Annotated in this window: 8 protein-coding genes; 5 read left to right on the top strand and 3 right to left on the bottom strand. The window is 51.2% G+C overall.

The window, feature by feature from the left end:
• The first annotated feature begins 35 nt into the window (after positions 1-35).
• Together LX69_RS07340 and LX69_RS07335 are read left to right on the top strand one after the other, a co-directional pair.
• On the top strand, positions 36-3,116 hold the full coding sequence (locus LX69_RS07340; RefSeq protein WP_111445168.1) for an AAA family ATPase: 3,081 nt from the start codon (positions 36-38) through the stop codon (positions 3,114-3,116).
• Positions 3,117-3,367: 251 nt separating this feature from the next.
• On the top strand, positions 3,368-5,011 hold the full coding sequence (locus LX69_RS07335) for an ABC-F family ATP-binding cassette domain-containing protein (protein ID WP_111445167.1): 1,644 nt from the start codon (positions 3,368-3,370) through the stop codon (positions 5,009-5,011).
• A 142-nt stretch (positions 5,012-5,153) separates the two neighbouring features.
• Here LX69_RS07335 and LX69_RS18295 read toward each other — a convergent pair whose 3' ends face one another.
• From LX69_RS18295 to LX69_RS07320, 3 genes are all read right to left on the bottom strand, one after another.
• Positions 5,154-6,683, bottom strand: coding sequence for a methyl-accepting chemotaxis protein (locus tag LX69_RS18295; RefSeq protein WP_170124283.1), 1,530 nt, complete (start codon positions 6,681-6,683; stop codon positions 5,154-5,156).
• A complete protein-coding gene (locus tag LX69_RS07325) occupies positions 6,680-7,021 on the bottom strand; it encodes a 4Fe-4S binding protein (RefSeq protein ID WP_111445165.1) in 342 nt (113 codons plus the stop codon). Before LX69_RS07325 ends, LX69_RS18295 begins: the two co-directional genes overlap by 4 nt.
• A 215-nt stretch (positions 7,022-7,236) precedes the next feature.
• On the bottom strand, positions 7,237-8,715 hold the full coding sequence (locus LX69_RS07320) for a phosphatase PAP2 family protein (protein WP_111445164.1): 1,479 nt from the start codon (positions 8,713-8,715) through the stop codon (positions 7,237-7,239).
• A 192-nt stretch (positions 8,716-8,907) separates the two neighbouring features.
• Between LX69_RS07320 and LX69_RS07315 the strand changes: the two genes are divergently transcribed.
• The 3 genes from LX69_RS07315 to lon all read left to right on the top strand — a co-directional run bounded on the left by LX69_RS07315 (position 8,908) and on the right by lon (position 13,091).
• Complete coding sequence (locus tag LX69_RS07315) at positions 8,908-10,095, top strand: GNAT family N-acetyltransferase (RefSeq protein ID WP_111445163.1); 1,188 nt, start codon at positions 8,908-8,910, stop codon at positions 10,093-10,095.
• Between the two features lie 134 nt (positions 10,096-10,229).
• Positions 10,230-10,490, top strand: coding sequence for a type B 50S ribosomal protein L31 (locus LX69_RS07310; protein ID WP_111445162.1), 261 nt, complete (start codon positions 10,230-10,232; stop codon positions 10,488-10,490).
• A 102-nt stretch (positions 10,491-10,592) separates the two neighbouring features.
• The gene (lon, locus tag LX69_RS07305; protein WP_245934963.1) at positions 10,593-13,091 is read left to right on the top strand and encodes an endopeptidase La; all 2,499 of its coding nucleotides are present in this window, start codon (positions 10,593-10,595) and stop codon (positions 13,089-13,091) included.
• The last annotated feature ends 28 nt before the right edge of the window (positions 13,092-13,119 follow it).

The raw sequence follows: 13,119 nt of genomic DNA, 5'->3' as shown, positions 1-13,119 counted from the left end.
GCCCTGTCTCTACGACGCAACCCCAAACCAACAAAATGATTCCCATACAACTGACCCTGCGCGGCCTCTATTCGTACCGCCACACGCAAACCATCGACTTTGCCACCCTTACCAACGCCGGGCTGTTTGGCCTGTTTGGCGGCGTGGGCAGTGGCAAAAGCACCATTTTGGAAGCCATCACCTTTGCCCTATATGGCGAGAGCGAACGCCTCAACGCTCGCGACAGCCGCAACTACAACATGATGAACCTGAAGTCGAACGATCTGCTCATTGACTTCGAGTTTCGCGTGGGTCAGGAGCACCGTTACCGCTTTACCGTAACGGCACGTCGCAACGGCAAGAAGTTTGAAGAGGTGAAGTCGGTCGATCGTGCCGCCTACAAATACCTCGACGGCACCTGGATGCCCCTGTCGCACACCGATGGCGAGCAGGTCACAGGGTTGTCGTACAACAACTTCAGGCGCACCATTATCATCCCTCAGGGCAAGTTTCAGGAGTTTTTGCAACTCACCGGCAAGGAACGCACCGACATGCTCAAGCAGCTCTTCAACCTCGAACGGTTTGAACTCTCCGGCAGAGTGATGGCGCTGGAGAATGACAACAACGCCCTCCTTCAAAATCTACAGGGGCAAATGCAGGCCGTGGCAACCGTCACCCCCGAACAACTCATGCAGTTGCGCGCACAACAAACCGCCCTGGCCATCGAACTCAACACCCGCAAACAACAATCGGAGGCGCTGCAAAAACATGTCGCAGCCTGCGAACAACTCAAAAACCTGACGGAACGACAGCACATCCTCACCAAAGAACTCGACCAACTGCTGCAACAGGAGGGAAACATGACGTTGCTCAACAACGAACTTAAGGAGTATGAGCAGATGGTGTACCAGTTCCAATCGGACATTGATCAGCTGCGAAACCAGCGCGAAACCATTGCCCAATCGGCGAAACAATTGGCAACCCTGCAGGGCGACATCGAAAAAAACAAAACCCGCCACACCCTCGTGGTGCAGCAACACGCCGAACTGCTGCCCCGTTACGACAAACGCGACGAACTGCTGCGTCAGGCTGACGAATTGGCCAAGCTCATTGACATTCGCAACCATCAACAACGGCTCACCGAACTGGCTCAACGCACCGCCAAAGGTCAGGATGCCCTCACCAACAAGGTTGAACAACTTAGCAGCCTCAAGACCGAGCGCCAGCAACTGCATCAGGCTCATCAGGCCACCCGCGCCTCGCAGCCCGACATGCACCTGCTCACGGCCGCCCGCGAGTGGTTTACCCATCATCGCCTTTACGCGCAGGCGGTAACCGACATTGAACAACAATTGACACAGGCTGATGAGTCGAGCCGCAACCTGACGGAGCAGATGCACGCCTTATTACAACAAACGTTTCCCGACCACAAGCCATCCGAAACACATCCCGAGACAGCCTTCAACCATTGCATCGACCAGGAAAAACAACGCATCGCCCTCCAACAGCAACAACGCACCGAAGCACGTACCCATCTGCAGGTGCAACAGCAACTCAACCAATACGCCACCGCGCTCGAAGATGGCGCCCCCTGCCCGCTGTGCGGCGCAACCCAACACCCTCACATCCCCGATGCCAAAGACGTGTCGCAACAATTGGCACAGCTCACCCGGGAAATGAACGATGTCGATGCCCGCCTCAAAACCCTGCTGACCGTTGAAAAACAGATGGCCGGACTAACGGCCTCGGCACTGGCATCGCAAAAACAGCACGACCTGTTGGCCGCTCAACTGGCCGCCGCCCGCCAAAAACTGCAACAACACCAAACGGCTCACCAATGGCCGGCCTATCCCAGAGAAAATGAAAAGGCTTTGGAAGATGCCTTCGAACAGGCACGCCTATTGACCAAGCTCATCGAAGAGCAGGCCACCCGCCTGGCAGCACTCGACAAAGCCATTGAAAAATCGGAACAGGAAAAAGAGAAATATGCCGAAGCCATCGCCCAACTTGCCCAACAGCAGGTGCAGCTCACCACCCTCATCGAAACCCTGTCGGGGCAGATAATGTTGGTCGATGCAGCAACGATGGGTCACCTATCATCGCAAGAATTGTCTGCCCGTGCCGAGGATTTAAAACATCAACACGCGCAATTGACTGAACAGTATAAAGCGCTTGACACGCAAAAGATCGAACTCGAAAAAACCCGCCACAGCATAACGGGGCAACTGGAAGCCACCCAACAGCAGTTCGCCGCCCTAACCCGACAGCAGCAGCAAACCGAGGCTCGCATCGCTGATAAGCTGCAGCAACATCCCGGCACCACCCTGTTGCAGGTCGAAGCGGTGCTGCAAAAGCAACTCGACGTGGCTGCCAGCCGCCAGCGCATCGACCATTGGCATCGCGAGGTGGCCACTCACCGCGAACTCGTCCGCCAAACACGCCTCGACATTGGCGACCGCCATTACAATGCGGCAGAACACGCCGCCCTTGTGACCCAACAGGACACCCTCACCCGCCAACTGGAGGAACAAAACCGCCAACTGGGCACGATCACCACACAAATTGCCCAAACAGAAACGCATTTGGCCAAACAAGGTACACTGCGGCAGGAAATCGACCGATTAGAAAAGCGTGCCACCAACCTGGCCACACTCAAAAACCTGTTTCGGGGCAGCGGCTTCGTCAACTATGTCTCGACCGTGTACCTGCAAAACCTGGCCGACCGTGCCAACGAACGCTTCTTTCACCTCACCCGCCAGCGCCTGGCACTGGAACTGGCGAGTGACAACACCTTTGTGGTGCGCGACTACATGAATGAGGGCAAAACCCGCAGCGTCAAAACCCTCTCGGGCGGACAGACCTTTCAGGCCGCCCTCTCATTGGCGTTGGCGCTGGCCGACAGCATTCAGCACAAAACGCCCGGCTCCGAAAACTTCTTCTTCCTCGACGAAGGCTTTGGCACCCTCGACAAGGAGGCGCTCAACATGGTGTTCGACACCCTCAAATCGCTACGCAAAGAAAATCGCATCGTAGGCGTGATCTCACACGTCGAAGAGATGCAGCAGGAAATCGACACCTATCTGCTGGTGACCAACCTCGAGGAAACGGGCAGTGTGGTAAAGGAAAGCTGGGGCTGATGGCGAAAACAGACGAGTTTAAAACAGCCTAGACATTTGACTAAAAAAATTCATCAAGGCTGATTTGTCTTAAAAAACAATATTTCTCCCAACCATCCAGGTTTTATCGACCTGAATGGTTTCAGCATAAAAAACAACATCCCACTATTACTATTCCTTAAAACTCAACAACAGATTAATCACCCCCGGAAATCAATTTGGACAAATAACTGACTATATTTGCGGCGCAAAATATATAACGATATAGCACAATGATTTCAGTTGACGGATTGACGGTTGAGTTTGGAGGGACGACTTTATTTAAGGACATTTCGTTTGCCATTAACGAAAAGGACAGAATCGCCCTGATGGGCAAAAACGGAGCAGGCAAATCGACCATGCTGAAAATCATTGCCGGGGAACGCGCTCCCTCGGCCGGACGTATTTCGGCGCCCAAAGACTCGGTGATTGCCTACCTGCCCCAGCACCTGCTCACCGAAAACAACCGCACCGTGTTTGAAGAAACGTCGCAGGCTTTTGCCCGCATCTTTGAAATGCAGCACGAAATAGAAGCCCTCAACAACGAACTCTCTACCCGCACCGACTACGAATCGGACAGCTATTACGCCCTCATTGAACGGGTCTCGACCCTGAGTGAGAAGTTTTACGCCATTGAGGACATCAACTACGAAGCCGAAGTGGAAAAAATACTTTTGGGACTGGGATTCAAACGCGAGGACTTTGCCAAACCCACCACCGATTTCAGCGGGGGATGGCGCATGCGCATCGAGCTGGCCAAAATTCTGCTTCAAAAGCCCGACCTCATTTTATTGGATGAGCCCACCAACCACCTCGACATCGAGTCCATCCAGTGGCTCGAGGACTTCCTCATCAACAGCGCCAAGGCGGTAATGGTCATCTCGCACGACCGCGCTTTTGTGGACAACATCACCAACCGCACCATCGAGGTGACCATGGGTCGCATATATGATTACAAGGTGAACTACACCAAATATCTGGAACTGCGTCAGGAGCGCCGCGAACAGCAACAGCGCCAGTACGAAGACCAGCAAAAGATGATTGCCGACAACAAGGATTTCATCGAACGCTTTAAAGGAACCTACTCCAAAACCAACCAGGTGCAAAGCCGCGTGCGTATGCTCGAAAAGCTCGAACTGGTGGAGGTGGACGAAGAGGATAACTCGGCTCTGAAACTGCGATTCCCACCCTCGCCCCGGTCGGGCAGCTACCCTGTGATTCTCGAAAGCGTGGGCAAAACCTACGACCAGCACGTGGTGTTTAAAGATGCCTCCATCACCATTGCCCGTGGCGAAAAAGTAGCCTTTGTGGGACGCAACGGCGAAGGAAAATCCACGCTGGTAAAGTGCATCATGAAAGAGATTGACCACGAGGGGAAACTCACCGTGGGTCACAATGTGCAAATCGGTTACTTTGCCCAAAACCAGGCAGCCATGCTCGACGGCGAAGCCACGGTATTCCAAACCATCGACGATGTGGCCGTGGGCGAAATCCGCACCAAAATCAAAGATATCCTGGGCGCCTTTATGTTTAGCGGCGACGACATTCAAAAAAAGGTCAAAGTGCTCTCTGGAGGCGAACGCACCCGCCTGGCCATGATCAAGTTGTTGCTCGAGCCGGTGAACCTGCTCATCCTCGATGAGCCCACCAACCACCTCGACCTCAAAACCAAAGACATCCTCAAGAGCGCCCTCAACGATTATGATGGCACCCTCATTTTGGTGTCGCACGACCGCGACTTCCTCGACGGTCTGGCACACAAAGTCTTTGAATTTGGCAACCAAAAAGTCAAAGAACACCTCGAAGACATCAAAGGTTTCCTGGCCAAGAAAAAGATGGAGAACCTGCGCGAGATTGAGCGGGCTGGGAAAAACTAATGACTGCCACCAACACATCAAAAAACCCCGAAACCTTTATTTAAATGCTTCGGGGTTTCGTGTCTCATCCAACGATTGATTGAAAAACGAACTCCAACGTCTTGCATCTTGATACTTGCGTCTTGATACTTGAAATCACCCATCAAAACCGTTCCGTAAAATCCTCCAGTTCCTCATCGGCCACCACTTCGTCACGTCCTTTCACCAATCCCTTGAATTCGTCGCCAATGCTGCGCAGCTTCTCCATTTGAATCTGATTCGATTGCCTTATCATCTCAGCGGCTTCACCGGTGAGCCGGTTGGTTTGCGCAAAGTGAGGCAAAGCGGTTTCAATTTTTTGGCAGATGTCAACAAAGAGCTGTTCAATCAGCTTGAGGCGAGGCTTTATTTTCTCGGTCTCATCCGATGACTGCTCCGAGAGTTTGCGCACCTCTCCGGCCACAATATTAAAGCCCCGCCCGGCCTCGCCGGCACGGGCAGCCTCAATGGCCGCGTTAATGGCCAGAATATCGGTCTTATCGGCAATGGTGGCAATGGATTGGGCAATGGCATCAAACTCGTCCAATAATTGTTTATCCTTATCAATGCGGCCATTGAGCGTCGTAAAATCGTTTTGCATCATCACGCTCATCCGCGAGAGATCCTGCATCATTTGGTGAATGGCATCGTTAAACTGTGTCATCTGACCGATGGCATTGCTAAGGTTCACGGCCACATCGGTAATAACGGTGCCTTTGTAATGGTGGCAATTCTCTTTACGGTTGAGCCCGTTGAAAATGGCGATGGCCATGTCACGACAATTCCCATAACCACAGGAAGCACAGTTAATCAAATCCTCATCGGAGAACTTTTTCATGTCGGCATATACCTTCGCCAGCTGGTTATCGTCGGGAATCCTGAGTCGATTGAGCGACGAACGATCCACGTATTGTCGTTCATAAAGACCCTCTTGCCAGTAATCGTTGAGCACCACCGAATACTCTCGCTCGGTCGCCAGGGCATCCTGCCGGTACTCGTGCTTGAGAGCCTCGCTACGATGTCGCACCAACGCTTCCAAATGATCAACAGAAGCATGACGCGATGGGGTTCCCGGGCCACCATTGCAGCCCATGTGGCAATTCAAACAATCGACCAACAGAGGAGCATTGCCTTGCTGAATTTCGTCGTGCAAACGATTGAAATAGGGGTAAATCATCTCCCGCCCCTCAATTTTTCGGGCTAAGTTTTCGATGCCGGGCATTTCACGCCGGGCCGTCTCCAGCAAGCCTCCGGGCGAAGAAAACAGCACAGCTCGCTCAGCCGGCGGGTTATCGTAAACGACATCGGGAAACGAATCGAGCTGAAGGTGGTTAAAGTCCATCACTTGTTGAAGCGATGCCATGGTGACATTGTAATCGCCAATGCCTACGGCATCGAACTCGCGCCGCTTGGCGATGCAGGGCGACAACACGGCAATTTGGTGATGAGCATATTGCGGGTAGTAGGTTCGAATCATCTTCATGGTGTGTACCATGGGACTATCAGCCGGCGCCAAATAAGGAATGAGCTCGGGACGATACACTTCCACATAAGTCACCAACACCGGGCAGGGCTGAGCAATGATGCATTGGGGATGCTCCGTTTTTAAATGATGCAGATACGATTTCACCGTGAGCTCGGCTCCAAAACTCACATCGAACACGGCTTAACCCCCAGTTTTTTGAGCAGGGCATTAATTTTGAGATAACGGTTGGGGAAATTAGCAGCCACAGCGGGAGCCACCACGGCCACCATGGGAGTCTTTGCCTTGAGAGCATCAAAAAACGCCTCGCTATCATCCACAAAATAACGCGCTTCGTGCGTGCAGGCATCGATGCAATTGCCACAGGCCAGGCACAAATCGGCATTGATGCTCACATGATCGCTACTGCCATCGTTACAAAACTTAACGGGGCACACCGCAATGCATGCATGACAATTGACGCATTTATCGGCATCGACCCTTACAATTTCTTTCAATTGACGTTCCATCCGGGTAAGGTTTAGGGGCTCAACAACCGGCTATGCAGGGCATGAACATCAAAAAAATAATCAGCACGAACACACGTCATTCTCCGGCCATTCAAGCGGAAATCAAGTACGTACAAACGCCTCACAATGTCAACCCCATTAAAGTGGGGTCATACCCGCCCTATTCGTCATTATGCAACACCCCCAAAAGACCCGCATCGAGAGGAACCGCGTCCTTACCAAATGATGGCCGACAAGGCAAATCCATAAGCCAAAAACAAAGACCGGATATTCCCTTTACTTTCACTCTCAGACCACACTCGCTCACCGGTATCAACATTGACACTCTCCATGCGAGCTACCTGCCAATCGACATTGCTATAACCACTTTCGATAAAAAATTTGGCACTAACCGTTTGACTGATGATACGGCGCAAAGCCAGCCCCCCGTTAAGCATCCACGACTGCCCGGGATTGAACTCGGCCACCTCCATGCGCTCGCCAAACAACTTTTGATAATCTGGTTTAACACTAACAAAATGCTTCCCCTTAAACCCTTGTGCATATCCAATATTCACTTTACCCATCAGCGCCCACTTCTCATTGAGGGGATAATCGGCATAAGGCCCCACACAAACCGCCTTCACACCAAGCGCTTGCGTTTCGGCACCATCGGAAATCAACAAAAACCGATTGCTCACGGCCTCCAGCCCTTTTTCCTTAAAGGGAAAATTGGAGACCATAAACTGCCCGCCAACCCCAAAGTATCGGTTCCAAAACCACGCCCCCTCCATACCGGTCACAAAACCCCTGCCGGTAAACTGACACTCCTGTCCATTAATTGAATTGCTGAGTGCATGCGCCATCCCTAGTTTCATTTCAATAAATGAGGGTCGATAATTATTGCTCACAAATCCGTTTTTTACTGGAGCCCCATTCAACCCCCAATTGCCGTGCAGCTTCTCGGCCAGCCAATAACCCAGTTCGGTAGAGAGAATGCCGATGCCGGCTCCAGCCAGCACATCCGAAATCCAATGACGATTATTGAGTTGACGACCCATGCCCGTGCCCAACGCCATGGAGTAGGCAAAAACACTGTACATGGGATCGCGATACGTGCCGTACTCTTTGTGCAAGGCCGTAGCCCCCACGAAGGCTGTGGCTGTGTGCCCCGACGGAAAAGAGTTATCGGTGGTATTATCGGGACGCATCACGTGGGTGTTATATTTGAGTACATTCACAAAAGCAATCATCAGCAAATTACTATAGGCCATATTCACAGCAGCTCTTGAGAGCGTATGCCGCCCTTTGACGCCTGCCAAATTGAGCCCCACCACCCCCAATGTGGGTACGTGCTGCAAAAAATCATCGTAATGGTTTTCAAAATCGTTTACATAGCGGTTTCGGCTCTCCCTATAATCCTCCCGATAGGGCCACGACAGGGCGCTTCCCGCGAAAAACAACGCCGGCACCACAGCCGAACGTACTGCCCGACATTGCTGCCAACATCCCTTTGCAGCATCATCCCTCACCATGACCGACGCAAGCGGCACCATTGATGAATCCAAACGAACACTAACATCGCTCTCTCGGGTGAACGCCAAATGCAACGAAGACAAACGGAATACATCAAATTCACCATCGCTCAGCACCTTGCAACACACCGACTGACACAAGCACACACAGACGACACTACACAAAAACCATCTCCACATTAACACAACTACACAAATTATTGAATTATTTAAGATGCAAACTTAACAAAACCTCTAAAACCAACCTTGATTTCAGTTTAAGTTTTTGCAAAATAACGGGTCAACCCAATCATAATACTTGTCAAGCTTGACTTTTCGGTGTTTTTAACTAAATTTGAATCACCTCGCCTCTCAAAACTAAACCAACCGAAAATGATCATACAGGAAGTCAACACCACGAGCCTTAAAGAAACATTCCTCAACCTGGTGGACATCATTTATAAGAGCGACCCCAATTACATCCGTCCTTTGGATGTGATGATTGACGAAATATTTAATCCAACCACCAATCCATTGTTTGCCAACGGCGAAGCCACTCGTTTTGTCCTTTTTGATGCAGCAATGCACCCCATCGGGAGAATAGCGGCCTTCATCAACCGCAACAAAGCCTATGGCTACGAACAACCGACCGGTGGCATAGGCTTTTTTGAATGCATCAACGAACCATCAGCCGCCACACGCCTTTTCGACACGGCCAAAGCTTGGTTAGCGCAACGAGGCATGCAAGCCATGGATGGCCCCATCAACTTTGGTGAAAACGATAATTTTTGGGGTTTACTGGTCGACGGCTTCACGCCACCCGGTTTTGGAATGCCATACAACCCGCCTTATTACAGACAACTGTTTGAAGAATACGGCTTCCAGCCCTATTACGAACAAATCACCAGCCATCTGAACCTAAAAAAACCATTCCCGGAACGTTTCTGGAAAATCGCCGAACGCGTGATGGCAAAACCGGAACTCACCTTCCGTCATTTTACATGGAAAGAAGCCCCCCGGTTTGCGGACGATTTCATCAACATCTACAACGATGCCTGGCAGTTTCACGAAAATTTCACCCCCATGCAACCGGCTTACCTGCACGCCACGCTACAAAAAGCCAAACCTTTTTTGCGGGAAAATTTCATTTGGTACGCCTATTGGCAAGGGGAACCCATCGGTTTTTTGGTGATGTTTCCCGACGCCAATCAAATCATCCGCCACCTCAATGGCAAAATGGGGTTCCTCAACAAGCTGCGCTTCTTGTGGTATCGCCACATGCAACCCCTCACCCGGGCTCGCGTCACAGTGCTGGGGGTCAAACCTCACTATCAGCGAATGGGCATTGAGTCAGCACTGTTTCGTCAGTTTAAAGACGTGGTGGCACAGCATCCTTCACTGTCGCAACTGGAGCTGTCGTGGGTAGGCGACTTCAATCCCAAAATGCGAGCATTGATGGAAGCCATGGAGGCCGACTTCGGCAAAAGGCACATCACATGGCGATATCTATTTGAAAACCAAAAACAAGCTCACCGATCCCCCATCATCCCCATGGGCAAGCCCACAAACACCCATCGCTGAGCCAACCCACTCACCATGACGACACTACCGAACCCCTTTAGACCAAAAATTTAACCTTTTTCTGTTGCAAGATTCATTTTTATCTATACCTTTGCAGTCCGAAAATTATTGAAACAGACAAAAAAATCAAGATAATGAAACAGGGAATTCATCCGGCCAACTACAGATTGGTCGCATTTAAAGACATGTCGAACGGAGAGGTTTTCATTTCACGTTCTACTGTAAACACAAAAGATACAGAAGTAGTTGACGGCGTAGAGTATCCGGTTGTAAAACTCGAAATCTCAAACACCTCGCACCCCTTCTTCACCGGTAAGATGAAACTGGTTGACACTGCCGGTCGCGTAGACAAGTTCATGAACCGCTACCAAAAACACTTCGACAATCGCAAATAATTGCTGTCGAACCAACCTAATACAAAAAAAGCTTCGGATAATCCGGGGCTTTTTTTGATTAATGACATTTTCAACCCACTTTGCAATAACATTTGGTCGGGAATGATGTTTCACATTACTAAGTATCACCCCGCCGGCTCACGACCGCAATGCACCCGGATGCCCATGGACATGAATAACTTTTTACTGCCCCCCGAAGATCTCGACAACGAAGAATCAAACAACGAAGGCATGATTCCCATCATTGGCGAAGACCTGATGATGAATAACGACGACGTCCCCATGCCCGAAACGTTGCCCATCTTACCGCTGCGCAACACGGTGCTGTTTCCAGGCGTAATTATGCCCATTACCCTCGGACGCCAAAAATCATTACGCCTGATTCGCGACCTGCAAGATGCCAAAGGCTACTTTGGCGCAGTGGCACAGCGCGATGCCCGCGAAGACAACCCCGACTTCCGCTCCCTTTACGACGTGGGCACCATGGCTAAAATCATCAAAGTCCTCGAAATGCCCGACGGCACCACCTCGGTCATCATACAGGGTAAAAAAAGATTTGTCATGACCTACCCCGTCAGCTCGGATCCCTATCTGGTTGCCGACGTGATGGAACTCACCGACATAGAACCCACCGAAGAACAACAACGTGAATACGAAGCCGTGGCCGGATCCATCAAGGACATGGCCTTGCGCATCATCAAAACATCGGCCAACTATCCGCCGGAAGCCATTTTCTCAATCAAAAACATCGAAAGCCGCGACTTCCTCATCAATTTCGTGTGCTCAAACACCGATGCAACCATTCCCGAAAAGCAAAACCTCCTTGGCACCAACGAATTGCTCAAACGAGGCATGGACTTATTGGAAATGCTCGTCAAGGAACTGCAACTGCTGGAACTTAAAAAAGACATTCAGTCGAAGGTGAAGGTGGACATCGACCAACAGCAACGCGAATATTTGCTTCAGCAACAAATTAAAACCATCCAAAACGAACTGGGTGGCAACCCGGCCGAACAGGAAGCTGAAGAACTACGAAAAAAAGCCGCTACAAAAAACTGGGGTGCCGAACTCAACGAAATATTCGAGAAAGAAATCGGGAAGCTTCAACGCATCAACCCCATGACAGGTGAATTTTCGGTGCAACTCACCTACCTGCAAACGCTCACCGAACTGCCCTGGAACGAATACACCACCGACAACTTCGACCTGAAACAGGCCCGACGCATCCTGGATCGCGACCACCATGGTCTCGACAAAGTGAAAGAACGCATCTTGGAACACCTGGCCGTACTCAAACTCAAGGGCGACCTCAAATCACCCATCCTATGTCTGACGGGCCCTCCGGGTGTGGGCAAAACCTCACTGGGACGCTCGGTGGCCGAAGCCCTAGGGCGCCAATATGTGCGCATGTCACTGGGGGGGCTGCACGACGAAGCCGAGATACGCGGACACCGCCGCACCTACATCGGAGCCATGCCCGGACGCATCATCCAAAACATCAAAAAAGCCGGTGCTGCCAACCCCGTTTTCATTCTCGACGAGATTGACAAAATCAGCAACAGCTTTCATGGCGATCCGGCTTCAGCATTGCTCGAAGTGCTCGACCCCGAGCAAAACGAAACCTTCCACGACAACTACCTCGACATCGACTTCGACCTGTCGAAGGTGATGTTCATCGCCACAGCCAACTCGCTCTCGACCATCTCTCCTCCCCTGCTCGACCGCATGGAAGTGATTGAAGTAAGCAGCTATTTACTAGAAGAGAAGATAGAAATATCACGCAACCATCTGCTGCCCAAAGCCATGGAAAACCATGGCATTACCCCGGGCACTTTCACCATCAGCAAGCCGGTACTGGCCGCCATTATTGACGGGTACACCCGCGAGGCCGGCGTTCGAGAACTCGACAAAGTACTCTCGCGCATCTGCCGAAAAATCGCCCTCAAAATTGCCACCGACGTGCCAATTAAAAAAAGCGTAACTACCGAAGCCATTAAGGAATTGTTGGGTGCCCCTCGATTCAATAAGGACAAATGGCTCAGCAACGACTTTGCCGGGGTGGTCACCGGCCTGGCATGGACGGCCGCCGGTGGCGAAATTCTGTTTGTGGAAAGTAGTATCAGCAAAGGCAACGGCAAACTCACCCTCACCGGTAACCTGGGCGAAGTGATGAAGGAGTCGGCCATGATTGCACTCGAATACCTTCGTGCGCACGCCGAATTACTAAACCTACCGATTGAAGCATTTGATAACGCCAACGTGCACATTCACGTCCCCGAAGGCGCCATCCCCAAAGACGGCCCCTCGGCAGGCATCACCATGGCCACATCCATTGCATCGGCCATTACCAAACGCAAAGTGCGCGAAAAACTAGCCATGACAGGCGAGATTACCCTGAGGGGCAAAGTATTACCGGTGGGTGGCATTCGCGAAAAGATACTGGCCGCCAAACGTGCCGGTATCACCACCGTGCTGCTCTGCGAAGAAAACCGCAAAGACGTGAATGAAATAAAACCAATCTACATCGAGGGACTGGAAATCATTTACTTCAATACCATTCAGGACGTTTTAAAAACTGCACTGCTTGACGAAAAAGCATGACAACAGACCATAAAAAAAGACCCGAAAT

Origin of the sequence: Breznakibacter xylanolyticus (assembly GCF_003254275.1) — a bacterium.
Classification (GTDB): Bacteria; Bacteroidota; Bacteroidia; order Bacteroidales; family Marinilabiliaceae; genus Breznakibacter; species Breznakibacter xylanolyticus.
This window is presented reverse-complemented; position numbering and strand designations above follow the sequence as displayed.